This is a genomic window from Microbacterium sp. Yaish 1 (assembly GCF_002245215.1).
Classification (GTDB): Bacteria; Actinomycetota; Actinomycetes; order Actinomycetales; family Microbacteriaceae; genus Microbacterium.
This window is the reverse complement of sequence record NZ_NPMR01000002.1, coordinates 1407645-1433735: the sequence shown is the minus strand read 5'-3', so window position 1 is coordinate 1433735 and position 26091 is coordinate 1407645. Positions and strand designations below refer to the sequence as shown.

The following is a 26091-nucleotide window of genomic DNA, read 5'->3' as shown; positions in this document are numbered from 1 at the left end:
GAGGTCAGTTCATCTGTTCGGTCGAGATGGAGTTGATGTTCGCCACGGTCTGCTCGAGCGTCTGCTCGCCGCTGAGGTACTTGATCGTCTCGTCCTTCAGCGGCTCGCTGTCGATCGCGAGTCCGGTGTAGCTGTTCTTCAGCCCGTCGACGGTCTGACGTGCCGCGATCTCGGGCGACTCGGCGATCTCGCCGTTGTAAAGGTCGAACGCGTACGCGTCGTCCTGGTAGCTCACCTCGAGGCCCTCGAGGGCCGGCAGGCAGCCGGAGACCTCGCAGTACGCGCGGTAGTTCTCGGGCTGGTACATCCACTTCACGAAGTCGAGCGTCTCCTGCTCGACGCCGGTGCCGTCGTAGGCGACGATCCACGAGGCGGCCCCGTAGTTCGTCGAGCGGACCGGCTGCTGGGGAAGCGGCACCGACAGCCACTCGAAGTCGGTGATGTTGGCCTGGAAGTCGGCGATCTGCCAGACACCCGACATGTAACCCGCGACGCGACCGCTCTTGAAGGTCGCGCTGGGGTCGTCGCCCGCAGCCCAGACGGCCTTGGGCATGAACCCGTCGTCGTTGAGCTTCTTGAAGTACTCGAGGGCCTTCTCGCCCTCGGCGTCGAGGGCCCAGGTGCCGTCGCTCTGCTCGGTGACGCCCTGGCTGCCGAACTCGAACAGGAAGGCGCGCAGGCGGTGGGCCGAGCTGTCCATGACGGCGCCGAACTCGGCGTCGGTCTTCTCCACGACCTCGCCAGCGCGCTGGACGTACTCGTCCCACGTCCACTGCTGGTCGAGGGAGGTCGGGTACTCCACGCCGGCGGCGTCCCACAGCGACTTGTTGATGAACATGCCGACGCCGGTCAGCGTCGTCGGGAGGGCCTTGACCTTGCCGTCGCTCGGGTCCTCGACGCGCAGGGCCGGGATGACCTTGGCCTCCTCGGCGATGTCGGTGAGATCGAGCATGCGGGCGGTCCAGGCGGGGTCGGCGTCCGGTGCCGCGGCGAGGGCCGGGAGGTCGTTGGCCTGCGAGGCCGTGCGCAGTCGCGTGCGCAGGTCGTCGTTGGGGACCTCGACGACGTTGACCTTGACGCCGGTCTCCTCCTCGTACTTCTCGGCCAGCATCGCATAGCCGCCGCCCTGTGCGGCGTCGCCCGACTGCACGAACTGGAGGACGACCTGATCGCCTTCCCCGCCGCCCTGGGACGAGCAGCCGGCGAGCGCGAGGGCGCCGATCGTTGCTCCGACGAGGACGGTGGTGCGAATGGTGCGGGAACTCTTCACTGCTTCTCCTTCACACGCGCTCTGCGGTGAGCGCTCGATCGTGTCGCGTCAGGCCGTGGTGCAATTGTCGGCATGTCATGACAATGTGGGTGAGACATACGGTAGCCCTCCACCGCCCATCCGGCAAGCGCTTCCCGTTTCGAAGCTGTAAAAGCTGAGCGAGGGATGAATGTTACCGGTAACGTGACAGGTCAACGTCCTTCGCCAGTGCCGGAAAGGTCCTCATGAGCACCCACGGGTCCCTTGATCCCCACGCCGTTCTCACCGTCGTCGATCGGCGCATCTTCGGGGGCTTCGTCGAGCACCTCGGTCGTCACATCTACGACGGCATCCACGAGCCCGGACACCCGACCGCGGGTCCCGACGGCTTCCGCCGCGATGTCGTCGACCTCGTGCGGGAGCTCGGCGTCTCGACGATCCGGTACCCCGGCGGCAACTTCGTCTCGGGCTACCGCTGGGAGGACGGCGTCGGTCCCCGCGAGGAGCGCCCGCGGCGTCTCGACCTCGCGTGGCATTCGACCGAGACGAACGAGGTCGGGCTCCACGAGTTCTCGGACTGGCTCGAGCTCGTCGGCAGCGACCTCATGCTCGCGGTGAATCTCGGCACCCGCGGCACGCAGGAGGCTCTCGATCTCCTCGAGTACGCCAACCTCGACGCCGACACCGCCTGGACCCGCAAGCGCGCGGAGCACGGGCGACCCGAGCCCCTCGGCGTGCGGATGTGGTGCCTGGGCAACGAGATGGACGGACCGTGGCAGCTCGGTCACCGCAACGCCGACGACTACGGCAAGCTCGCCTCCCGCACCGCCAAGGCGATGCGGATGATGCAACCCGACCTCGAGCTGGTCGTCTGCGGCTCGTCGGGGAGCGGGATGCCGACCTTCGGGTCGTGGGAGCGCACGGTGCTCGAGCACACCTTCGAGGACGTCGACTTCATCTCCTGCCACTCCTACTACCAGGAGCGCGGCGGCGACGCCCAGGAGTTCCTCGCTTCCGGCGTCGACATGGCGCGCTTCATCGAGTCGGTCGTCGCGATCGCCGACTCCGTCGCCGCGACCAAGCGCAGCGACAAGCGCATCATGATCTCGTTCGACGAGTGGAACGTCTGGTACCTGTTCGACGAGAACGGCGAGCAGGACGACAAGCCGGAGGAGGCGGGCTGGCCCGTCGCACCCCGCCTGCTCGAAGACCGGTACCACGCCCTCGACGCCGTCGTCTTCGGCGACCTGCTGATCACGCTGCTGCAGCACTCCGACCGGGTGCGCTCGGCGTCCCTCGCGCAGCTGGTCAACGTCATCGCGCCGATCATGACCGAGCCCGGCGGTCCCGCCTGGCGCCAGACCACGTTCTTCCCCTTCTCGATCACCTCGCGCCTCACCGGCGAGCAGATCGTGCGCGTGCCGCTCCACGGTGCGACCGTGACCAGCTCGCGCTTCGGCGAGATCCCCGCCGTCAACGCCGTCGCGACGGTCGGCGAGCAGGGGACGAGCGTCTTCGTCGTCAACCGGTCGGTCGACGAGGCGGCGACCCTGCGTCTCGATGTGTCAGCCCTGATCGCGGAGCTCGGCCGCGACCCGCGCATCGTCGAGTCGCACCTGCTGCACGACGACGACATGTACGCCGCGAACACCCTCGATGATCCGGAGCGGGTCGGGGTCGGGCCGCTCGAGGATGCCGTCATCCGCGACGGCATCCTCGAGGTCCCCCTTCCGCCCGTGAGCTGGGCAGCCCTGCTGCTGGCCTGAGCGCGCCCGCTCAGGCGGGGCTGAACAGCAGCCGCACCGACGCCGCGAAGGCGGGCACACGGTACCGGGGGAGCACCCCGGGGCCGCAGGTCGCCGTGCCGACACCCGACTGCGCGATGTCGATCGAGAGGTGGGTCGCGGTGGGGGCGGGCAGGAGGGATGCGTGCGTCGTGTCGGCCAGGGTGCGCCGATCCCACGGCGACACCGTGACGGCGACGCCGGCATCCGTGCTGCCACCCCGGAGCACGCGCACCCGCACGGCGCCCGTCTCGGTGCGGATCGTCGCGTCACGCACACCGCGCCTCGAGCCGCTCTCCTGCGGGCGGACGTGCGGGGTGACGAGGTCGGACGCGCCCACGCGGTGCCACCCGAAGTGGACGCCGGAGTCGGTGTCCGGGTAGCTCGGGCCGGGACCGTAGCCCGCGAAGTCGAGACCGACCGGCGCCCCCTCCAGGCCGAGGTCGATGCCGAGCCGTGCCCAGTCGACCTCCCAGGGTCCGTGAGGTTCGATGTCCAGGTGCAGCAGCAGTCCGTCCTCCACAGCGCGCCACGACCAGACCGCGTCGATCGCGGCGTCGTACGACGGCGTGCCGTCGCGGGTCCAGGCGGTGAGCGCCCGGTCGTCGCGTGACGTCGCGCGCAGACGGGTCAGCATCCGGTCCATCCGCGCCGTCGCCCAGCGCTCGGCAAAGGGCGGCAGGTCGGGCTCGTCCCACCCCGCGGCCCGGTCGTTGTCGGTCGGTGCACGCCAGATGCCCAGGCGTGGCGGGTCGATCACGCGGACGGTTCCGAGGACGAGCGGCCGAGCCCGGCGGTCGAAGAGCTCGGCGGCCGGCGCGGCCCCGTCCTCCCGCACCGGCGCACCGGTGCGCACGTGCTGTCCGCGGGCGACGACATGGCCGGGCGCCGCCCACGAGGTCTCGCCGCGCAGTGCCGCTTCGAGGGTGAGGACGTCGGCGACCGCCGGAGCGCGGCGGTCGTCCCGGGCTTCCGGGGGAAGCGCGACGACCGAGCGCTCCCGCGCGGCCGCCGCCACCTCCAGCTCGCCCTCGGCGACCACCACGCCATCGCGCTCGCGCCGCCACTGCACGCGCAGGTGCGACAGATCGATGTGGTCGTAACGATTGATCACGGCGGCCTGGCGACGGTCGGCGGCGATGTCGAACACGACCGGCGCGATGATCGCCGCGTAGTCGACGAGGCCGGGTCGCAGCTCGCGGTCGGCGCTGACGAGCCCGTCGATGACGAAGTTGTGGTCGTGCACCGACTCGCCGAAGTCGCCGCCGTATCGGATGAGGCGGCGTCCGTTCTCGTCCCGGACGGCGATGCCGTGCTCGACCCACTCCCACACGAACGCACCGGCGATGCGGGGGTACCGCTCGACGAGTTCCCAGTACTCCTTCACGCCGCCCGGGCTGTTGCCCATCGCGTGCCCGAACTCGCACAGGATGAACGGCAGGCCGCGCCGCCGCGCCTCGTCGGCGGTCGCGTCGAACGCGACGGGATGCAGCGCCTCCTCGCCGATCCGGCGCACCTCCTCGTGCGAGGGGTACATCCGCGAGTAGACGTCGACGTCGCGGCTGGACCAGTCGCCCTCGTAGTGGATGAGCCGCGACGGATCGTGACCGCGTACCCAGTCGGCCATCGCCGTGATGTTCGAGCCGGCGCCGGACTCGTTGCCGAGCGACCACAGGATGACGCTGGCGTGGTTGCGGTCGCGGGTCACGGTGCGGCGGATGCGGTCGAGGAACGCCTCGCGCCACGCGGGATCCGTGCTGGGGTTGCCACGCCACTCGACGTACTCGTACTCGTGGGTCTCGAGGTCGCACTCGTCGATGAGGTAGAGCCCGTACTCGTCCGCGAGATCGAGGAAGTCGGGGTGCGGGGGATAGTGCGACGTGCGCACCGCGCTGATGTTGTGCTGCTTCATCAGCTCGATGTCGCGGCGGGCCAGTGCTTCGGAGTGCACCCGCCCGTGCTCGGGGTCGTGCTCGTGCCGGTTGACGCCCCGCAGCGTGACGGGCCGTCCGTTGACCGTCAGGATGCCGCCGGCCGCTGCCACCCGCCGGAATCCGACTCGCAGCGACACGCGTTCGGCGGCGGTGCTCAGAACCGCCTCGTAGAGCCGCGGCGTCTCGGCCGACCACGGCGAGACCTCGCCGGCGTCGAGGAGTGCGGGCGCGAGCGCGGTGTCGACGATGCCGGCTCCGGTGCCGCGGACGACCGTGTCGATGCCGAGCTCGTCGATCCGGACGCGGACCTCGCCATCGGTCGCCACGCGCACGGCGAGCTCGCCACGGCCCGTCGCCGGATCGTAGTCACCCGTGACGAAGGCGTCGTCGATGCCGCCGGCCGGACGCGCGAGCAGTGCGACGCTGCGGAAGATGCCTGGCAGCCACCACATGTCCTGGTTCTCGAGGTAGGTGGCGTCGGAGAACTTCGCCACGCGCACCCCGATGACGTTGCCAGAGGGGCGCACGAGATCCGTCACGTCGAACTCGTGGGTCAGCCGGCTTCCCCGTGTCGAGCCGAGCCGCGCACCGTTGAGGAACACGTCGGCGGCCGACTCGACACCATCGAAGCGCAGTAGGATCCGTGAGTCCGTCACCGCCGCGACGGTCTGGAGCTCGCGGTCGAGCTCGAACGTCCGGCGGTAGTCGCCGATCGGATTGAGGTCGGGCGGATGCGGCGGGTCGATCGGGAACGGGAACTGCACGTTCGAGTAAGCGGGCAGCCCGAAACCGTTGAGGTTCCAGTGACCGGGGACCCCGAGCTCGGCCCAGTTCCCCGCCGCTCCGTCGAGCCACGTGTCGTCGGGGATGTCGAACACCGAGGCGCTGAGGCGGAACTGCCACGTGCCGTCGAGGGACTGCACGGGCGCGTCCGAGCGCAGGCGTGACCGCGGCGGCTCCGAGCCCTCGCCGGGGCCGATGCGCGCGATGTCGAAGACCGGCGCGCTCATGCGTGCACCGGCGGAGTCGACAGGGCCGGCGAGAGCCGAGATGCGGCGGCGCCGTCGAGGAAGAGGGTCACGTCGGGATGCCGCTGGAGGAAGGATGCCGGCACCGCGGCGGTCACGGGGCCTTCGACCGCGCGGGCGACGGCGTCGGCCTTGTGCCCGCCCGTCGCGACGAGGACGATACGCCGCGCCTCGAGGATCGTCCCCACGCCCTGCGTGAGGGCGTGAGTGGGGACGGGCTCGGCCGGGTCGAGGAAGAACCGGCTGTTGTCGGCGATCGTCTGCGCGGCCAGCTCCACGACGCGGGTGCGCGAGTCGGCGGCCGAGCCGGGTTCATTGAAGCCGATGTGCCCGTTCGTCCCGATGCCGAGGATCTGCAGGTCGACGCCGCCCGCCCGCGCGATGGCACGCTCGTAGGCTTCGGCGGCAGCGTCGGCATCCGCTGCCGCGCCGTCGGGGACGTGCACGCGGGCGGGGTCGAGGTGCAGCGGCGCGGTCACCTCCCGGGCGATGACGGAGTGGTAGCTCTCGGGGTGGCCCGGGGCGAGGCCGACGTACTCGTCGAGCGCGAAGGCCGTCGCCGACGACAGGTCGAGTCCGGCGCGAACGAGGATGGCCAACGACCGGTAGAGCGGCTGCGGCGACGAACCGGTCGCGACGCCGAGCACGAGGTCGGGGCGGTCGTCGGCCGCTGAGGCGACCGCGCGGGCGGCGGCCGCGCCGGTTGCGACGGGGTCGGGGGACACGATGATTCTCACGAAGTGCCTTTCGGTGCGGAGCGGGCGGCGAGACGGTGGGCGAGGGTGAGGGCTCCGAAGGCGGGCGCCGTGTCGAGGACGGTGACGCTGAGCGCCCGGTCGCGCGCGGCCACGGCCGTGCGCAGCCCGGCCGCAAGCGCCGGCTGAGCCGTCATCACCCCGCCGGCGGCGATGACATCGTGTCCGCGGGCGCCGCGAGCCCGCACCGCCATCACGAGGTCGGCGAGGTGCGCCGTCGCGCGTTCGACGACGCCGTGAGCCAGGGGCGATCCGGCGGTGAGAGCCTCGAACACGCGCGGCGCCAGCCGGCCCCAGGTGTCTTCGCTCGCGTCGGCCTGGAAGCGCAGCGCCAGTTCGACGGCGTCGTGCGCGCCGAGCGCGTCGAGGAGCGATCGCGCGAGGGGGTCGCGGAGCGCCGCCGGTCCGTCGTGGTCGACGGCGCGCAGCACGGCCAGCACCGCGCCGCGCGCGAGGCCGGGAGCGCTCGCGTCGTCGGCGATCAGCCACCCGTGCCCGTCCGCGGCGATCGGCGTTCCATCTGGTCCCGCGCCAACGACGATCGAACCGGTGCCGGCGATGACGCAGATGGCGGTGTCGCGCCGCATGGCGGGAGCGAGCAGCACCGCATCGTTGACGACATCGACGAGTCCGGGGAGTCGGTCGCGCAGGAGGGCGGTCGCGCGCTGCCGCTGACCGGCGTTGTCGACACCGTGCGCTCCGATGACGGTGGCCGTCGGCGCGCGCCCGACGGCGGACAGCACGGCCTCGCTGAGACGGTCGAAGTTGGCGACGTCGTCGAAGAGCGAGCCGTGCCGCCAGCTCGGGCTCGGGACGATCACGTCGATGTCGACCCCGGGGCCGGAGGCGACGATCTGCGTCTTGGTGCCGCCGACGTCGACGCCGACGATCGGACCGGGAACGGGGCGGGGCATCGACTCAGGCAAGGTAGAGCGCTCCGTTCACGCGGTCGATCGCGAGCTGTCCGATGCCCACGACGGCGGCGCGCTCGCCGAGCTCGCCCAGGAGGATCCGCGGCGGCGCGGGGAGGCGTCCGGCCAGCCGCCGGTCGATCTCGTCGACCAGCAGGCCGGCGCGCTCGGGAAGGGCGCCGGCGAGGATGACCTCCCCGCAGTCGAGGACGACCGCCAGCGCCGCGACCGACATCGCGATGTAGTCCAGGAGCTCGGTCGCCGCCGACCTCGCCGTGTCGGAGCCGTCGGCGTACTCGTCGAGGATGCCGAGCGTCGATTCCCGCCGGGCGAGCGTCGAGCGCGAGGCTCCGAGCTCGAGGATGCGCGTCTCGAGGTCGCCCCCCGCGGCGGGGGAGCGGGTGAAGCCGGAACGGTCTGCGATCAGGTGCCCGATCTCGCCCGCGGCGGCGCGCGCGCCGCGCAGCAGCCGGCCGTCGGCGACGATCCCGGCTCCGAGGCCGACGCCCAGGAGGAACGCGGCCATGTTCGCGCTTCCACGACCGGCCCCGTGGGACCATTCCCCGACCGCGACGGCGTTGGCGTCGTTCTCGACCACGGTGGGCAGCCCGGTCCGTTCGGCGACGAGGTCGCGGAGCGGGACGTCGACCCAGCCGAGCTCCACCGAGTCGCCGACGCGCCCCGTCGGGGCGACGACGCCGGGGACGGCCACGCCGACGCCGTTCGCCGGGATGCCGCGTTGCGCGGCCGCCCCGCGGAGGTCGTCGATGAGTTCGAGGGTTCCGTGCAGACGCGACGCGGGGTCGAGCGAGCCGTCGGGGCCGACGAGCGAACGTTCCTCGGTGTGGCGGATGTCGCCGTTGAGATCGATCAGGGCGCCGCGGGCACAGGTGTCCGTCACGTCGAGGGCGATGACGCTGCGGGTCTCCCCGGCGAATCGGTAGCGGTGCGACGGCCGGCCGATCGCGCCGTCGAGGTCGCGTTCGACCACGATCGCGCCGTCCTCGACCAGCCGGGTGCACAGCCGATGGACGGTCGCCGTGGCGAGACCGGTCGCCTCGACGAGCTCGACGCGACCGAGCGGGCCGCGGGTGCGCAGCGCATCGAGGATCGCGGTCTGATTGATCAGCGCCGCGGTGCGCGTCGTCGCCGTGGCCCGGCTCGGGGCTGCCTCATCGTGCATCATGCGTTCCTCGATCTCATCGCGGGGGACCATTGCAGAATATATCTCGCACTGATAAAAAAGCACACGACCCCGACCTCGACCCTCCCGGAGACGCGATGACAACCGATGTGCGATCGAGGCCCGACATCCTCTCGACGATGGGCCGGTGGGGACTCGGCACCGGCCCGCTCGGCAACCTCTTCGCCGCCATCGACGATGACGAGGCGCGACGGATCGTCGACGCGACCTGGGATCGCGGAGTGCGGATGTTCGACACCGCTCCGCACTACGGCCTCGGGCTCGCGGAACGCCGGCTCGGTGACGCGCTGCGCGATCGGCCGCGCGCTGAGTACGTCGTCTCGACGAAGGTGGGCCGGCTGCTCGTCCCGAACCCCGAGGGCGCATCGCAGCGCGACTCCGCCGGGTTCGACGTACCGGCGGACCTCGTCCGCCGGTGGGACTTCTCCGCGCGCGGTGTGCACGAGTCATGGGAGCGGTCGCTCGAACGCCTGGGACTCGACGCCGTCGACATCCTCTACCTCCACGATCCCGAGGACCATCTCGATGCCGCCGTCAACGAGGCGCTTCCCGCGCTCGTGGAGCTGCGCGAGGCCGGGCACGTCTCGGCGATCGGCATCGGAACGACGAACGTCGCCGCCGCGATCGCGGTCGTGGAGACGGGGCTCGTCGACGTGGCGATGATCGCGGGCCGCTACACGCTGCTCGACCGCACGGCGGGGGAGCGGCTCCTGCCGGCGGCGCTCGACCACGATGTCGCCGTCGTCGCGGCGGGCGTCTACAACTCCGGCATCCTCGCGACCGCGCGACCCGGGCCGGGCAGCTACTACGACTACGCGCCTGCGTCCGCCGAGGTCATCGCCCGCGCGGCCCGGCTCGCGGAGGTGTGCGCCGCCCACGGTGTCGAGCTGCCTCGCGCGGCGCGCGCGTTCGCCCTGCGGCATCCCGCCGTCGTCTCGGTGGTGCTCGGCATCGGCGACCCGTCTTTCGTGCCGGGGACGTTCGACGACGATGAGCCGTTGCCCGAGGCGCTCTGGGCGGAGCTCGACGCGTGAGCGAGCATCTTCTCCGGTACGCCGCGCCGGCGAGCGAGTGGACCGACGCGTTGCCGATCGGCAACGGCGCCCTGGGTGCCATGTGCTTCGGAGACCCCGACGAAGCAGTCTTCGTCCTCAACGAGGAGACGGCCTGGTCGGGGAGCCCCGCGAGCGAGCGGATGCCGCCGACCGTGGGCGCCGACGCCGCCGCGGCGGCCCTGGCCCGCGCCCGGGAGGCGATGGCCGACGGGCGCTTCGCAGACGCCGACGAGGCCGTGCGCCTGCTGCAGCACCGGCACACGCAGGCCTACCTCCCCGTCGCGACCTTGCGTGTAGCGATCGCCGGCTCCGCTCCCGCCGCGGCGTCGGACCGCGCGGGCTACGAGCGCTCGCTGGATCTGCGGACGGCCACGCACACGGTCCGCACCGGGCCTCTCGATGCGCCGCTGGTGCAGCGGACGTGGATCAGCGCACCGCACGGCGTGATGGTCCACGAGATCGAGGCTCCCGAGGCCGTCGACATCGAGGTCGACCTCGACACCGGCCTGCAGGAACTCGATCGCGTGGGGTCCGGCGCGGAGGCCACGCTCCTGTTCCGTCTGCCGTCCGACGTCGTCCCGCCCCACGACGACTCCACCGAGCCCATCGTGTTCGAGGCCGCCGCCGAGGTGGTGGAGGGCGCCGTGTGCACGCGCGTCCTGTCAGACGCCCCTGACCCGGGTCGCCCGCTGCGCGGCATCCGGACGCTCCGGCTCATCGTCGCCGTCGAGACGACCTTCACCCGCATCGGAGCGCCGCCGCGGGGGAACGCGGAGGATGCCGCCGAGCGCGCACGGGCTCGCATCGAGCGGGCGCTCGCCGACGGCCTCGAGCGTGTCCGCGCCGCGCAGCTCGACGATCACGGACGTCTCTACGGCCGGGTCGAGCTCGACCTCGACGCTCCGACACCCGACGCCGTGACCGACAGGCGCCTCCGCGACGTCAACGTCGTCGACGGCGCCGCGGGGGAGCTCGCCGAGCCGGCGGCGGACCCCGGCCTCGCCGCGCTGCTCTTCCACTACGGGCGATACCTGCTGATCTGCTCCTCCCGACCGGGAGGTCTTCCAGCGACCCTTCAGGGCATCTGGAACGGTGAGATGCGGCCACCGTGGAGCTCGAACTACACGACCAACATCAACGTGCAGATGAACTACTGGGCTGCCCACACCACCGCGCTCGCCGAGACAGAGGAGCCGCTGCTCGACCTCGTCGAGGCACTCGCCGACAACGGTCGCGAGACGGCGCGCCGCCTCTACGGAGCGCGCGGCTGGGTCGCTCATCACAACACCGACGCGTGGGCGTACACGCAGCCGGTCGGAAACGGGGTCCACGACGCGCAGTGGGCCTTCTGGCCCATGGCCGGGTTCTGGCTGTGCCGACATCTCGAGGAGCGGCATCGCTTCGGCGCGGGCGACGCAGGATCGCACGAGCGCGCACACCGCATCATCCGCCAGGCGTCGCTGTTCGCACTCGACTGGGTGCACCGCGCGCCGGACGGCACGTACACGACCCTCCTGTCGACATCCCCCGAGAACGACTACCGCACCACGGACGGGGGACGTGCCGCGGTCACCACCGGAGCCGCCCTCGACCTCGTGCTGCTCCGCGAGCACCTCGCGGCCGACCTCGCGCTCGCGGCGCAGCTCGGGCACGACTCCGCGGCGGACGCTGACGCGGACCGCATCCGCGAGGTGCTGAACGGGCTCGCGCCGGTCCGTGTCACCGCGTCGGGCAGCATCGCCGAATGGGGCGGCGATCCCGACGCGGTGGATCCGCATCACCGGCACGTCTCCCCGGTCGCGTTCGTCTATCCCGGCGCCGACGATCTCGGGGAGGAGCATCGCCGGGCCGCCTCCCGCTTCCTCGACGCGCGCGGCGACGATGCGACGGGCTGGTCGCTCGCGTGGAAGCTCGCGCTTCGCGCGCGGCTGCGCGAGCCCGGGCGGGTCGACGGACTGCTGAAGCTGGTGTTCCGCGACATGACGTTGCCACGCGAGGCGGAGGTGGGCGGGCTGTACCCATCGCTGCTGGCGGCGCATCCGCCGTTCCAGATCGACGGGAACCTCGGCTACACCGCGGCGATCGCCGAGTGCCTGCTGCAGTCGCACCGGGATGACATCGAGCTGCTGCCCGCCGTTCCCGCGTCGCTTGGCGGTGGCCGTGTCCGAGGCCTGCGCGCCCGGCCCGGCATCGTCGTCGACATCGCGTGGGAGATGTCTGACGCCGGCGCCCGGCTGACCTCGGCGCGCCTGACGGCGGAGACGGATGCCGCTGCCGGCACTCGCCTCGTGCGGTGGCCCGGTGGCTCCGCGCGCGTCGAGCTCCACGCGGGGCGCCCCGTCGAGCTCGACGGCGGCTGACCCGCGCCCCTCCTCCGAGAGGCGACGCGTTACGGCTTGCGCGAGGACCGAGCCGCGATCTACAGTATGGGAAAGCGCTTACCATCCACCCGGTGAGCGGACGAAGCAAAGGAACGCCCGTGTCAGAGACGACCACCCTCAGCCCCGCGCCGGAGACGGCGACCGCCCCGCAGGTCCGCGAGATCGGCATCATCATGAACGGCGTCTCGGGCCGGATGGGCTACCGGCAGCACCTCGTCCGCTCGATCCTCGCGATCCGCGACCAGGGCGGCATCGAGCTTCCGGACGGGACCAAGGTCACGGTCAAGCCGCTCCTCGTCGGTCGCAGCGAGGCGAAGCTCGCCGACCTCGCCGCCAAGCACGGCATCGAGGACTACACGACCGACCTCGACGCCGCTCTCGCCGACCCGCGCTGGGAGATCTACGCCGACTTCCTCGTCACGAAGGCCCGCGCGTCGGCGCTGCGCAAGGCGATCGCCGCAGGCAAGACCATCTACACCGAGAAGCCCACCGCGGAGTCGGTCGACGAGGCTCTCGAGCTCGCGAAGCTCGCCGCCGAGGCCGGCGTGAAGACCGGTGTCGTGCACGACAAGCTCTACCTCCCGGGCCTGCAGAAGCTCAAGCGCCTCATCGACTCCGGCTTCTTCGGCCGCATCCTCTCGGTGCGCGGCGAGTTCGGGTACTGGGTGTTCGAGGGCGACTGGCAGCCCGCGCAGCGCCCGAGCTGGAACTACCGCGCAGAAGACGGCGGCGGGATCATCGTCGACATGTTCCCGCACTGGAACTACGTGCTCGAGAACCTGTTCGGCGACGTCAAGACCGTCTACGCCCAGGCAGCCGTGCACATCGCCGACCGCTGGGACGAGAACGGCGAGCACTACACCGCCACGGCCGAGGATGCCGCCTACGGCGTCTTCGAGCTCGAGGGCGGCGTCGTCGCGCAGATCAACTCGTCGTGGACGGTGCGCGTCAACCGCGACGAGCTCGTGGAGTTCCACGTCGACGGGACGCACGGCTCCGCCGTCGTCGGCCTCTTCGGCGCGAAGATCCAGCCGCGCAACGCGACCCCGAAGCCGGTGTGGAACCCCGACCTCGAAGACACGCACGACTACGACGCCGACTGGCAGAACGTGCCCACCAATGACGTCTTCCTCAACGGCTTCCGTCAGCAGTGGGAGGAGTTCCTCACCTCGTACGTGACCGAGACTCCGTACGAGTTCGACCTCCTCGCCGGTGCCCGCGGAGTGCAGCTCGCCGAGGCGGGCCTGCAGTCGAGCCGCGAGGGCCGCAAGGTCGAGCTTCCGGCTCTGAGCATCTGAGCGCCGCACGATGACCGACCTCACCCTCCTCGGCGCCGACGGCGCCGTCACCTCCGTCCCGTTGAACGATGCGCCCGGCTACGCCCGGCCGGAGACGCCGCTGCGCAGCCGGGTCGCGTACGCGGCGGCCCATGTCGTTCCCGTCGTCTCGGCCGACAACACTCCCGGCCAGCCGGCGCAGATCGACTGGGACGCCACGCTCGGCTTCCGCCGCGCCGTCTACTCCTGGGGTCTCGGCGTGGCCGACGCCATGGACACCGCGCAGCGGAACATGGGGCTCGACGCCGCCGCGACGCGCGAGCTCATCGCGCGCTCGGCCGAGGTCGCCCGCGAGGAGGGCGGCTCGGTCGTCGTCGGCGTCAACACCGATCACATCGACGACGAGCGCATCTCGCTCGGTCAGGTCATCGACGCCTATAAGAGCCAGCTCGCGTTCACCGAGGAGCAGGGCGCGGGTCCGGTGCTCATGGCGTCGCGGCACCTCGCCCGCGCGGCGTCGTCGGCCGACGACTACCGCCGGGTGTACCGCGAGGTGCTGGCTGCGGCATCCGGTCCGGTGGTCCTGCACTGGCTCGGCACGGCCTTCGACCCGAGCCTCGCGGGATACTTCGGCTCGCCCGATTGGCGCGCGGCATCCGACGTTCTCGTCGAGATCATCGGCGAGAACGCCGACCGGGTCGCGGGCGTGAAGATGAGCCTGCTCGACGCCGCGTCCGAGGTGTCGGTGCGCGAGCGGCTGCCCGAGGGCGTGCGCATGTTCACCGGCGACGACTTCAACTACGTCGGCCTCATCGGCGGCGCCGACGTGCCGCAGGCGGCCCAGCCCGAGCGTGACCCCGCCTCGGCGCGGCAGCACTCGGACGCGCTGCTCGGCGCCTTCGCGGCGATCACTCCGGTCGCCTCCGCCGCCATTCAGGCTCTGGATGCGGGCGACGCCGACCGCTACCTCGCGATCCTGGGGCCGACGGAGGAGCTCAGCCGGCAGATCTTCGCGGCGCCGACGTTCTACTACAAGACCGGCGTGGCCTTCCTGTCGTGGCTCAACGGTCATCAGCCGGCGTTCCAGATGGTGGGCGGGCTGCACTCGGCGCGTAGCCTGCCGCATCTCTCGCGCATCGTCGAGCTCGCGAACGCGTCGCACGCGCTCGAACGGCCGGAACTGGCCGCCGGGCGCTGGCACGCGATGCTGCGTCTGAACGGAGTCGAGGGATGAGCGTCGGCCCCCGCCTGTCGATCAACCAGGCCACGATCAAGTACGCCGACCTCGCGACCGCGCTGCGGGTCACCGCGGATGCCGGGATCGAGGCGATCGGACTGTGGCGCGAGCCCGTGCAGGAGGTCGGTCTGGCCACGGCCGCCGCCATGCTGGCGGACTCGGGCCTGCGGTTCACCACACACTGCCGGGCGGGCTTCTTCACGATGCCGGAGGGTCCCGCCCGGCGCTCCTCGATCGACGACAACCGGGTCGCGATCGACGAGGCCGCCGCGCTCGCCGCCGCCGGTGCGCCCGGCTCCACCGCGATCCTCGTGCTGGTCGCGGGCGGCCTGCCCGAGGGGTCGCGCGACATCGTCGGCGCGCGGGAGCGGGTGCGCGATGCGATCGGCGAGCTCGCCCCCCACGCGAAGGCGGCGGGGGTGACGCTGGCGATCGAGCCGCTGCATCCGATGTTCGCCTCCGACCGCTGCGTCGTCTCCACGCTCGGCCAGGCCCTCGACATCGCGGCCGACTTCGAGCCCGAGGTCGTCGGCGCCACGGTCGACACGTTCCACATCTTCTGGGACCCCGACGTCCTGCCCGCCATCGAGCGGGCCGGGCGCGAAGGCCGCATCGCGACCTACCAGGTGTGCGACTGGCGAACGCCGCTGCCCGAGGACGTCCTGCTGAGCCGCCACTACCCGGGCGACGGGGTCATCGACTTCGCATCGCTGACCCGGGCCGTCGAGGCGACGGGATACGACCGCGACATCGAGGTGGAGATCTTCAACGCCGACATCTGGGCCGCCGATCCCGCCGACGTCGTGCGCCGCACCGCCGAGGCCTTCGGTGAGGCCGTGACGCCGCACCTCTCGGGCGCGCGCACGGCCACCGCATAGACTCGGCTCGTGGGACAGACGGGGATGTCGCCGCGTGGCTCGGCCACGCTGCACGATGTGGCGAGAGAAGCCGGGGTGTCGCTCGCGACCGCTTCACGGGCGCTGAACGGCTCGACCCGCAAGGTCGCCGACGCCTATCGCGAACGCGTCGAACAGGCTGCGGCGCGGCTCGGCTACACGGCCAACCTGTCGGCGCAGGCGACCGCACGCGGCACGTCCGCGATCGTCGCGCTGCTGGTGGCCGACATCGCCGACCCGTACTTCGGGCAGCTCGCGGCGGGCGTCGCGCGCGGCGCCGATGAGGCCGGCCTCGTGGTCACGGTCGCCATCACCGAGCGCGATCCGGCGCGTGAGCTGCGACTCGTGCGCGCGCTGCGCGGTCAACGTCCCCGCGGCATCATCCTCGCCGCGTCGCGCACCTCGCGCGAGATGTCGGACGAGCTGAGAACCGAGCTCGACCTCATCGCCGCGAGCGGAGGAACCGTCGTCGCGTTGGGCCCGGGAGCCCCCGGCATCCGCAGCGTCGCGATCGACAACCGCGGCGGCGCCCGCGAGCTCGGCGCCGCGCTCGCCGCGCGCGGCTACCGCTCGGCCATCGTGCTCGCTGCAGCAGAGGGCGTCGTGACGAGCGATGATCGCCTCGCCGGCTTCGCTGACGGCTTCACGAGCGGCGGGGGAGCCGAGCCCCGCGTCTACCGCGGCGGTTTCAGCCGCGAGTCGGGTGCGGAGGCGATGGCAGCGGCCCTCGCCGACGGCGTCGAGCCGGGGACCGTCGTGTTCGGCATCAGCGACGTCGTCGCCATCGGAGCCCTCACCGCGATGCGTGCCGCGGGACGCGAGCCCGGCACCGACATCGCGCTCGCCGGGTTCGACGACATCCCGACGGGGCGCGACGTCACGCCGCCGCTGACGACCGTCCGCGTGCCTCTCCCCGATGTCGGGTACACCGCGCTCCGCGCAGCCGTCGACGCCGAGGCCGACGAGACGGCCGCTGCGCTGCCGCTCGAGGTGCTCGTGCGCGAGAGCACCCCGCCGCGGAGCGCGTGACGTGACGCGCGTCGTCGTCGCGATCGACAGCTTCAAGGGGTCCATCGCGGCCGCTGAGGCTGCCCGCGAGCTCGCCGCGGGATGGGCCTCCGCCGACGCCGGAGCCGTTGTCGACCTGCGCCCGATGGCCGACGGCGGCGAGGGCACGCTCGACGCGTTCGCCGCCGCGATCCCCGGGGCGGTCCGAGTGCCGATCACCGTCACCGGCCCGGCGGGGACGCCCGTCGACGCGTCCTGGCTGCTGCTTCCTGCGGCGTCCGAGGGCGGATCGGGGGTGCCGTCGCGCGGCCCCGTCGCTGTCGTCGAGCTGGCGTCGACATCGGGGATCGAGCTGCTGGGCGAGCAGCGCCGCGGCCTCGACGCCGACACCACCGGGTTCGGCCAGGCGATCGCGGCGGCGCTCGACGCCGGAGTCGACCGCCTCGTGCTCGGCATCGGATCGAGCTCGTCGACCGACGGTGGGGCCGGGATGCTGCGCGCCCTCGGCGCCCGCTTCACGGATGCCGCCGGACGAGACGTCGTCCCCGGCGCGCGAGGCCTCGCCGACATCGCGCACGCCGACCTGTCGGGGCTCCGTGCGCTTCCCGCGGGGGGCGTCGACGTGCTCAGTGACGTGTCGAACCCGCTGCTCGGTGCGCGTGGCGCTGCCGCCGTGTTCGGGCCGCAGAAGGGGCTCGACGCGGTTCAGGTCGCCGCGGCCGACGCGGCGCTGAGTCGGCTCGCCGACCTCGTGCCGGATGGGGCGTCGCTTGCTGCCACGCCGGGGGCCGGAGCCGCCGGCGGCACCGGGTTCGGGTTGCTCGCGTGGGGCGCGCGCCTGAGCCCCGGCGCTCGCGAGGTCGCGGCGCTCATCGGCCTCGCCGACGCCATCGCCCGAGCCGACCTCGTCATCACGGGCGAAGGCTCGTTCGACGGGCAGTCCGCGGCAGGCAAGGTCCCCGCGTTCGTCGCCGAGCTCGCCGCAGCGGCCCGGGTGCCGGTCGCCCTCGTCGCCGGGCGGATCGCCGCTGACGCCGACACCGCGGCGTTCGCGTCATCCGTCTCGCTGACCGACCTCGCGGGCTCCTCCGCGGCCTCGCTCGCCGACCCCGCCCGCTGGCTCCGCGCCGCGGCCGCCGCGCTCGCCCGCGCCTCGCCCGAGTGAACGGCTTCGCCGCGAGCGCACGGCTTGCTCACGCAGGAAGGTCGTTCACTGGGCGCTCGGCCGTGCATTGAGTGAATGATGCGAGGATGGCTCGGGGCGGTGGACGCCGCGCGGTCGGTAACCCAGGGCATCCGAGACTCCGAGCAGGTCGGCGAGGTACCAGGCGATCGCGAGCCACATCTCCGTCCCCTGGAGGCCCGGCTCTGCACCGGCGAGCCGGAAGCTCATCCCCGCGCCCGGGTGCCAGCCTCCGAGCACCTGGTCGAGGAGGCGGGCTGCGAGGTCTTCTACCTCGGCGCGGCGGTACCCGGCCGCCCGGGTGAGCCACAGCGGATGGGCGACGTCGAGCACATTGCAGGCGTCGAGCCGTGACGGGGCGAACCACCGCTCGTCGCGGGCGTGTCGCAGCACCGTGTCGATGACGGCTTCGGGATGGGGAACCGGGATGCCGTGCTGTGCGAAGGTCCCGCGCGATGCCCGGTAGAAGCCGTTGACGACGAGCAGCAGGCCGCGGTCGGCGGAAGGCCGGCCCCACATGCCGCTCGCGGCATCCGCATGCGTCATGAGCCATCCGAAGAGAGCCTCGGTCACGCCCGGCGCGATCCGGTCGCCCCGGCGCCGGGCCCAGAGCAGGGCGGTGCCGATCGCATCGACGTGGTGTCCGGCGTTCCAGGGGTCGGTGTCCCAGGGGAGCGCATCGAGTCTGGCGATCAGGGACTCGGCCGTCGCTCGGGTGACGAGCCCGACGGGGTGGGCGAACTCGGACCCCAGCAGGTCGAGAGCGTACCCGACGGAGAGCACGTGATAGGCCGTGTCGCCGTCGTCCCAGCCGGGGATGTCGACCGAGCCGAGCGGGGGAACGGCGCCCGTCGCCGGGTCCTGCCAGGCGCGCAGCCGCTCGATCAGCTCGGACGGATCGCTGCCCGGCGGCGTCGACCCCAGCAACAGGTCGGCGATCTCGACGGCGTCGCCCTGCGCGCGCACCGTCGGGGAGACCCCCGGCCGGTCGGCGTACAGCCCGGAGGCCGGGACGACACAGCGGGAGAGCAGAGCGGTCGCGTCGGAGCGGGCCGTCTCGGCGAACGCGGCCACGCGGTCACGCAGCCGATTCCTTTCGGGTGCGGCATCCGCCGGCGGCACCCGCCAGCGCAGCAGCCGAGCGGGGTTTCCGCCGACGATCGCGCCCGCGGGCACGTTCTTCGTGACGACGGCTCCCGCGGCGAGTACAGCCGACGCGCCCACGGTGACCCCGTCGAGGACGACGACGTGCGAGCCGATCCAGACGTCGTCGCCGATGCGGATGCCGCGGCTGGTGAGCGGTTGCCGGAAGACGGGCGTCCCGGGCTCCATCGAGTGGTTGAAGCCGAGCACCGAGCTGTGCGCGCCCATCCGCACGCCGTTGCCGAAGACGACGTCGCCGCGGACGACGGTCGAGGGGTTCACGGAGCAGTCCGAGCCGATGCGCAGGGTGCCGGTCAGGTACGCCCCTGCCGCGATGTACGAGCGGTCGCCCAGGTCGAGGCTCTCGGCGTCGAGCGCCGCGAGCTCCGAGATGAAGCACTCGTCGCTGAACGACCAGTCCGCGTGCTCGTCCGCCAGCGCTGTCTGATGCTCGCGCTGACGCCGCCGGCTCTCCTCGGATGCCGTGGACCAGAAGTCCCACGGCGAGTAGTCGTGACGATCGATCACGCTGGACCTTCTGCGCGCGGGGCGACGGTCGACTCGCGCACGACCAGCGTGGGGTTGAGCATCACCCGACGGGTGGGGCGACCGGGGTCGGCCATCCGGGAGACCAGCAGCTCCACCGCCGTCTCGCCGACACTGACGCGCGGTGGGGCGACGGCGGTCAGGGCGGGCGTGAAGAGTTCGGCGACCTCGTCGTCGTAGGCGATGATCGACAGGTCTTCGGGCACCGAGATTCCGCGGTTGAGCGCCAGATCGACGAACGCCATCGCCTCGGGGTCCGAATGCACCAGCAGGGCGGTCACCCCGCTCCCGAGCGCACGATCCAGCGTCGTGTCGACCGCAGCGGAGAACTCCGCGCTCGCGCGGTCGGGAAGCGTCGTCTCGATGTGCTGGGCGGGTGTGAGCCCGAGCTCTTCGCACGCGGCCTGCCATCCGGCGGCGATCTTGCGCGAGGTGGGGGAATTGCGAGAGAGCACCAGCCCGACCTTGCGGTGCCCGAGCGCCGCGAGGTGGCGCGCCGCGAGAACTGCGCCGAGGGCGTGGTCGGTCGTCACGGCCTCGACGGGAACGCCTGCGGGCTGGACGATGGCGTCGCGCTCGACGAGGACGCTCGGGGTGCCGCACGCGGCGAGCCATTGCACGACATCCTGCGAATGCGGGGTGTCGGTGTTCGGCGCGACGATCAGGCCGCGGATGTCGCCGCTCGCGACGAGACGCTCGAGGACGGGGCGCTCATCCTGCAGCTCGTACGAGGCTCCCCGCAGGTGGACTTTCAAGCCGTGACGACGTGCGGCGGCCTCCATGCCCCGCACGACCCCGGGCCAGTAGAAGTTCAGCGAGGGCACGAGCACCGCGATCGACCCCGTCGAGGTCTCCGCGCCCGACGAGCCCGCCGGTGAATGGGCGCGCTGCCCGTTCGCGGGGATGGCGCCCCCGTGCACGCGCTGCAACAGCCCCTCCTGCTCCATCTGCGCGAGGTCGCGTCGCAGGGTCACGGTGGCGGCGCCGAGCTCCTCGGTCAGCTGCGAGATGCGCACGGCGCCCTCGCGCTCCATCGTCGCCAGGATGTGCGCGCGGCGTTCGGCGGCCAGCAGTGCCGGTGTGGGGTCGGTCATGGTCGCTCGTCCTCGTTCCGTTCCTGTTCTACCGTGACACGCAGCTCGGTACGACCGTCGACGTCGACGGCGAGCCGGCTGAGGCGGTCGCCCCAGACGTCGGTCAGCATCGGATCGTCGAGCTCGCGAACGACGAGGGTGTGCGGTGCGCCGGCGGGCCACGTGATCCGGACCGGGGTCGCACCGTCGAGCGGGCTCACACGAGCCCACCCGTCGCCGGTCGTCACCGACCCCGCGAGGAGCAGGCGCACCTCGGTATCCGGTCCGGCGGCCTCCCAGCGGTCGTCGATCGTGACGTGTCCCGAGCGGTGGTGAGCAGCACGGCGTCGCCACGAGCGTACCGACCCGGCGGGGTAGGCGCCGCCGATCTCGAGATCCAGCGCGGTCGTGTCATCCGTTCGGACGAGAACCGGATCGGATGCCGCGAAGGCTCTGCCGTGCGGCTGTGCCGCGCCCGAGATGCGGGGCACGCTGTGCCAGTCGCTCTGCATCGTCCAGATGTCGTATCGGTCCGGGCCGAAGGTCTGCGCCGTGTAGGTCGGGCGGCCGGCATCGACGATCACGGGGACGCCGTCGGAGGCGACGATGATCGAGCCGACGTCGTTGTGGTTGTGGTTCTCGTCGTTGTGGCCGCCCTTCATCACGATGGTGAGTCCGCTGGCGCTGCCCGCGTGGCCGCGGGCGAGCCAGACCTGCGTGGACGGAAGCCAGACGTCAGCGGGCAACGGGCTGGCTTCGCGCGTCTCCGCGAGCCACGCGTCGTCGGTCAGCGCGCGCAGCAGGCGACCGAGCCCGGCTTCCTCGGTGGCGGGGACATCGTTGCGGTGCTGCGCGACGGCGTGGCGGCGGGCCTCGCCGTCTCCGACGGCGCGAGCCGCCCGGTGCAGGGCGTGCCAGGGCTGATCCGCCGGGGGACGGGCCGGGCCATCGGCGAGATTGACGTACCACGGGCCGCCGAGGTGCGAGCGATGGGGGAACGCGACCGTTTCGCGCAGGGCCTCCACCTCGGGCACCGGATCCCACGCGCCATCGGTGGCGTAGGCGAGCAGGTCGAGAGCCTCGAGCGCCCGGCACGCACCGTTCCACCAGTACGCGTATCCCTCGTCGATCGCGCCGTCTGCCGGCAGCGCGGCGACGTAGCGGTCCAGGCCCTGCGCCACCAGGGCGACGAGCTGATCGCGTTCATCGCCCTCCTCGCACAGGACGAGCCCGGCGACCAGCACGTTCCCGTGGATCCAGGGATTCCAGTTGTGGACGTGCCCGTCGAGCCCGAGCCAGTGCCAGTCGCGTCGCGAGAGGAACGGCTCGATGACGCGAGTGCGGGCCTCGTGCCGGATGCGCTGCCGCAGCCCGGGGTATCGCTCGTCGAGCCGGCGACCGAGCACGTGATCGATCCACGCGAGCTGTCCGACCACCTCACCCGCGCCGAGATCGAGGAAGGGATCGGTGACGGTCGCGAGAACCGATCCATGCCGCGCATAGGTGTCATCGTGGGCGGGCCAGCACCACGTCGACTGCTCGCAGAGCAGCCACACGCCGTCGGCGACCTCGTCGAGATATCTCGGATCGTCGTCCGACAGCGCCGCGACCACGGCCCGGCTCAGTCGTCGTTGGCGAGCGAAGACCTGTTGCTCGTATCCATCTCGGTCGCCGTCGCGATGCACGCGCGCGGCCGCGCTCGCGCGGGGCTGCGGCCACGGCGCGTCGAGGTCGGCACGCGCACGGTCGACGAGGCGGCGACCGACGTCAGGCGAGACTCGCGCAGTCCAGCGCTCCGCCGTGGGCACGGGAAGCGCGTCGGCGGGTGGCCGGAGGTGCGCCGGGGTTCCGCCGCACGTGGCAGCCAGGGGACCGGCGAACCCAATGATGTTCCACTGCACGGGGCTCCTTTGCAGAAAGTGATCAGAAACGATCATAAGGAAACGAAGAGAATCTTGCAATGATCGAAACGGGTTGCTAATCTCCGAATCGGTCGCGATCAACGATGACGACCGAGAAGCCCTTCGAAGGAGAACCGGTGACTTCCGAGCACCCGAACCCGCCCCACGGCGAGACGGTCCGAGACGCCTGGGTCGCCCGAGCCGATGCTCTGCTCGATGCCGCCCGCCGTCACGCGACGCCCGGTGCCGGCCGCATCCACTTCCCGGGTGCCGAAGGCGGCTACGGACACGCCGTCGACGGGCTCGAGGGTTTCGCGCGCACCTTCCTGCTCGCCGGCTTCCGCATCGCGGGGGCACGAGGCGAGGACGTCGACCAGATCATCGCGCACTACTCGCGCGGCATCGCCTCGGGCGTCGATCCCGAGGCGCCCGACCGGTGGGTCCGGATGGAGGAGCACGCCCAGGCCAAGGTCGAGGCGGCATCCATCGCCCTCGTCCTCGATCTCACCCGTCCCTGGATCTGGGACCACCTCGACGCCCTCACGCAGCAGCGCGTCGTCGACTACCTCGCTCCCGTCGTGGGGGACGACACCTACCCGCAGACCAACTGGGTCTGGTTCCGCATCGTCGTGCAGACGTTCCTGCGGTCGGTCGGCGGGCCGTGGTCGGCCGACGACATCGCCGCCGACCTCGCACGACACGACTCGTTCGTGCGCGAGGGCGGCTGGCTCTCCGACGGCGATGAGCGCTCGTACGACCATTACGTCGGTTGGGCGCTCCACGTCTATCCGATCCTGTGGGCGCGGATGACGGGCGCCGCCGACCTCGCCCGCGACCGGAACGACGCCGACGTCGCCCGCCTCGACGCGTTCCTCCACGACGCACTCGCGCTGGTCGGCGGTGACGGCTCGCCCCTCATCCAGGGCCGCAGCCTCATCTACCGCTTCGCTGCGGCAGCCCCGTTCTGGGCCGGCGTCATCGCGGAAGTGCCCTCGCACAGCCCCGGGCGCCTGCGCCATGCGGCCGATCGGATTGTGACGCATTTCGCCGACCGTGGCGCGCCCGACGCCGACGGCATCCTCACGATGGGCTGGCACGGCGCGTGGCGTGAGCTCGCGCAGTCGTACTCGGGCCCGGGCTCTCCCTACTGGGCGGTCAAGGGGTTCCTCGGGCTTCTCCTGCCCGCCGACCACCCGGTCTGGACCGCGCCGGCCGAGCCGTTGCCGATCGAGCAGGGCGACGTGATGCGCGCGATCGTCTCGCCCGGCTGGATCGTGTCGGGCACCGCCGCCGACGGCATCGTGCGCGTCGTCAACCACGGCACCGACCACGCGTTCCCGGGGGCCCGCACGACCGACTCGCCGCTCTACGCGCGCCTGGGCTACTCCACAGCCACCTCGCCGATCGCCGACGAGCGCGGCTGGCTCGAACCCCTCGAGCAGTCGGTCGCCCTCGTCGAGCGCGACGGGCGTGCGACGCATCGCACGGCGATGACACTGCGGGAGGTGCGTCTGCAGGGCGACGCGGAGGGGCACCTGGGCATCGCCGCATCGACGTGGGACGCCCACCTCGTCGAACCCGCCCCCACCGCGCACCGCCACGGATCGGGCCTGGCCGGAGACGCCACGTCCGTCGGCACCATCACGACCACGTCGCTCGTCCGCGGATCCTCCGAGGTGCGCGTGGTCGTCGTCGACGCGCTCGCTCCCGGGCAGGATGCCGCCTCGCTGCGCCTCCGGGTGGGCGGCTGGCCGCTCTCGGGCGACGAGGTCGTCGGCGGCACCGACGACACCGGATCCTGGGTGTCGTCGCGGGGCCGCAGCAGCGGTATCCGCTCACTCACCCCGCACGGCGTCGCCGGACTCGTCTCTCGGGCGGACGCCGATCCGCTCGGCGTCCGCACACTCGTGCCCACCGTCGAGCACGAAGTCCGTGTCGGCGAGCCCGTCGTCACCCTGCTCGATCTCGCCGGGGGAGAGCACAGCGCGCCGCACGCAGCCGTAGACATCGACGGCGCCACGGTCACGGTCACCTGGCCCGACGGGGCCCGCACCGTGAGCCGTCTCACCGACTCCGAACCGCCTGCCCCGGCGCTTCGGCATCTCGAGGTCCGACGTGGGACCTCGCACGCAATCGCAAAGGAGCAGCACGCATGAAGCGCAAGTTCGCAGCCGCGGCGGGGATGGCGGTCGTCGCCACCCTGTCGCTCGCCGCCTGCGGCGGGGGATCCGAGCCCGCCCAGACCGCCGACGGCCCCGTCACCCTCACCCTCTCGGGGTGGAGCCTCGACACCACTCCCGAGTTCCAGGTGCTCGCCGACGCCTTCCACGAGAAGAACCCCGACGTCACGATCGAGCTCAAGCAGTACGACGCGGCCGAATACAACACGCTGGTCACCGCCGACCTGGCGGCCGGCGTCGGACCCGACATCATCACCCAGAAAGAGGTGAAGTTCGTCACGACGTTCCAGGAGGGCGGCCAGCTCATGGACGTCTCCGACGTCGAGCTGCCCGACGGCGTCGGCGGCGCCTCGTCGTACGAGGTCGACGGCACCGCCTACGGCGTGCCCTACCGTCAGGACCGCTGGGTGCTGTTCTACAACAAGGCGCTCTTCGACGCCGCGGGGCAGGAGTATCCCGACGGATCGTGGACGTGGGAGGACTACGACGCGGCCGCCGAGGCGATCAACACCGCCGGCGTCGCGAAGGGCGCCTACCAGCACCGCTGGCAGTCGACCGTGCAGGGCTTCGCCTCGGCGCAAGAGGACACCGACGTGCTCTCGGGCGACTACGGCTACTTCGCCGACTACTACGACCGCGTCCTCGCCCTGCAGGCTGCCGGCGCCCAGGTCGACTTCAACACCTCGACGGCGAACCAGCTCACCTACCAGGGCGAGTTCGGCACGCAGAAGGCCGCCATGCTGCCGATGGGAACGTGGTACGTCGCGACCCTGATCTCGCAGCAGGCCTCGGGCGAGGCGAACGACTTCGAGTGGGGCATCGCGCCGATCCCGCAGCTCGACGCGTCGACGACCGGCACGGACAGCACGCCGGTGACGTTCGGTGACCCGACGGGCTTCTCGATCAACGCCAACATCGACGGCGCCAAGGTGCAGGCGGCGAAGGACTTCCTCGCCTACGCCGCGAGCCTCGAGGCCGCCGAGGAGCTGGCGAAGATCGGCATCACGCCGGCCGCGTCGAACGACGCCGTGACCGAGGCGTACTTCGCCGTCGAGGGCGCGCCGACCGACGATCTGTCGAAGTTCGCCTGGTCGACCGGTGACGTCCACCCCGAGAACCCGACGTCGAACAAGACGGCGGCGATCCAGAACATCCTCAACGACATGCACAGCGCGATCCTGTCGGGCTCGACCCCGGTCGAGCGGGCCATCAGCGAGGCCGAGGACCGTGTCGCCAACGAGGTCGGTCTCGACTGATCCCGTGCGCCGTCGCTCCGTCGACGGCGCCCCGCGGCCGGCGCGGCACCCCGCGCCGGCCGCATCCCCCGCCGTCCTCCCCAGGAGACA

Annotated in this window: 18 protein-coding genes; 10 read left to right on the top strand and 8 right to left on the bottom strand. The window is 72.0% G+C overall.

All coding sequences use genetic code 11. The features are described from left to right. Positions 1–4: 4 nt before the first annotated feature. Positions 5–1270, bottom strand: a complete 1266-nt coding sequence (locus CI089_RS15915) for an ABC transporter substrate-binding protein (protein ID WP_094262385.1) — start codon at positions 1268–1270, stop codon at positions 5–7. A 224-nt stretch (positions 1271–1494) separates the two neighbouring features. Here CI089_RS15915 and arfA point away from each other — a divergent pair, with 224 nt between their 5' ends. After that, positions 1495–3015: an arabinosylfuranosidase ArfA gene (gene arfA, locus CI089_RS15910; RefSeq protein WP_094262384.1), complete on the top strand. Its 1521-nt coding sequence runs from the start codon at positions 1495–1497 to the stop codon at positions 3013–3015. Between the two features lie 10 nt (positions 3016–3025). Here the strand turns inward: arfA and CI089_RS15905 are convergent, their stop codons facing one another. The 4 genes from CI089_RS15905 to CI089_RS15890 are packed head-to-tail and all read right to left on the bottom strand — an operon-like array spanning position 3026 to position 8844. Continuing rightward, positions 3026–5977: a glycoside hydrolase family 2 TIM barrel-domain containing protein gene (locus CI089_RS15905; RefSeq protein ID WP_094262383.1), complete on the bottom strand. Its 2952-nt coding sequence runs from the start codon at positions 5975–5977 to the stop codon at positions 3026–3028. After that, positions 5974–6732, bottom strand: a complete 759-nt coding sequence (locus CI089_RS15900) for a glucosamine-6-phosphate deaminase (RefSeq protein ID WP_094262382.1) — start codon at positions 6730–6732, stop codon at positions 5974–5976. The genes CI089_RS15905 and CI089_RS15900 overlap by 4 nt, the downstream gene beginning before the upstream one ends. After that, positions 6729–7664: a BadF/BadG/BcrA/BcrD ATPase family protein gene (locus CI089_RS15895; RefSeq protein ID WP_256978063.1), complete on the bottom strand. Its 936-nt coding sequence runs from the start codon at positions 7662–7664 to the stop codon at positions 6729–6731. Before CI089_RS15895 ends, CI089_RS15900 begins: the two co-directional genes overlap by 4 nt. Before the next feature lie 4 nt (positions 7665–7668). After that, a complete protein-coding gene (locus CI089_RS15890; protein WP_256978062.1) occupies positions 7669–8844 on the bottom strand; it encodes an ROK family transcriptional regulator in 1176 nt (391 codons plus the stop codon). A 98-nt stretch (positions 8845–8942) separates the two neighbouring features. Between CI089_RS15890 and CI089_RS15885 the strand changes: the two genes are divergently transcribed. The 7 genes from CI089_RS15885 (at position 8943) to CI089_RS15855 (ending at position 17884) form a co-directional block, all read left to right on the top strand. Beyond that, positions 8943–9899, top strand: a complete 957-nt coding sequence (locus CI089_RS15885) for an aldo/keto reductase (RefSeq protein ID WP_094262380.1) — start codon at positions 8943–8945, stop codon at positions 9897–9899. Then, a complete protein-coding gene (locus CI089_RS15880; protein ID WP_094262379.1) occupies positions 9896–12280 on the top strand; it encodes a glycosyl hydrolase family 95 catalytic domain-containing protein in 2385 nt (794 codons plus the stop codon). The genes CI089_RS15885 and CI089_RS15880 overlap by 4 nt, the downstream gene beginning before the upstream one ends. A 194-nt stretch (positions 12281–12474) precedes the next feature. Next, entirely contained in the window at positions 12475–13599 is a 1125-nt protein-coding gene (locus CI089_RS15875; RefSeq protein WP_094262546.1) for a Gfo/Idh/MocA family protein, read from the top strand. Positions 13600–13609: 10 nt separating this feature from the next. Beyond that, positions 13610–14812, top strand: coding sequence for a dihydrodipicolinate synthase family protein (locus tag CI089_RS15870; protein WP_094262378.1), 1203 nt, complete (start codon positions 13610–13612; stop codon positions 14810–14812). Further along, positions 14809–15693: a sugar phosphate isomerase/epimerase family protein gene (locus CI089_RS15865; protein ID WP_094262377.1), complete on the top strand. Its 885-nt coding sequence runs from the start codon at positions 14809–14811 to the stop codon at positions 15691–15693. The genes CI089_RS15870 and CI089_RS15865 overlap by 4 nt, the downstream gene beginning before the upstream one ends. Positions 15694–15702: 9 nt before the next feature. Then, positions 15703–16740, top strand: a complete 1038-nt coding sequence (locus CI089_RS15860; protein WP_256978060.1) for a LacI family DNA-binding transcriptional regulator — start codon at positions 15703–15705, stop codon at positions 16738–16740. 1 nt (position 16741) lies between these two features. Beyond that, entirely contained in the window at positions 16742–17884 is a 1143-nt protein-coding gene (locus tag CI089_RS15855) for a glycerate kinase (RefSeq protein ID WP_094262375.1), read from the top strand. 45 nt (positions 17885–17929) lie between these two features. Here CI089_RS15855 and CI089_RS15850 read toward each other — a convergent pair whose 3' ends face one another. From CI089_RS15850 to CI089_RS15840, 3 genes are read right to left on the bottom strand one after another with little or no spacing between them, the layout of a single operon-like run. Beyond that, positions 17930–19573: an acyltransferase gene (locus CI089_RS15850; protein WP_094262374.1), complete on the bottom strand. Its 1644-nt coding sequence runs from the start codon at positions 19571–19573 to the stop codon at positions 17930–17932. Then, positions 19570–20685, bottom strand: a complete 1116-nt coding sequence (locus CI089_RS15845) for a substrate-binding domain-containing protein (RefSeq protein WP_094262373.1) — start codon at positions 20683–20685, stop codon at positions 19570–19572. Before CI089_RS15845 ends, CI089_RS15850 begins: the two co-directional genes overlap by 4 nt. Continuing rightward, the gene (locus CI089_RS15840) at positions 20682–22565 is read right to left on the bottom strand and encodes a heparinase II/III-family protein (protein ID WP_256978059.1); all 1884 of its coding nucleotides are present in this window, start codon (positions 22563–22565) and stop codon (positions 20682–20684) included. The genes CI089_RS15845 and CI089_RS15840 overlap by 4 nt, the downstream gene beginning before the upstream one ends. A 137-nt stretch (positions 22566–22702) precedes the next feature. Here CI089_RS15840 and CI089_RS15835 point away from each other — a divergent pair, with 137 nt between their 5' ends. Next, on the top strand, positions 22703–24721 hold the full coding sequence (locus CI089_RS15835; protein WP_256978058.1) for a DUF2264 domain-containing protein: 2019 nt from the start codon (positions 22703–22705) through the stop codon (positions 24719–24721). Next, on the top strand, positions 24718–26001 hold the full coding sequence (locus tag CI089_RS15830; protein ID WP_094262370.1) for an ABC transporter substrate-binding protein: 1284 nt from the start codon (positions 24718–24720) through the stop codon (positions 25999–26001). The genes CI089_RS15835 and CI089_RS15830 overlap by 4 nt, the downstream gene beginning before the upstream one ends. The last annotated feature ends 90 nt before the right edge of the window (positions 26002–26091 follow it).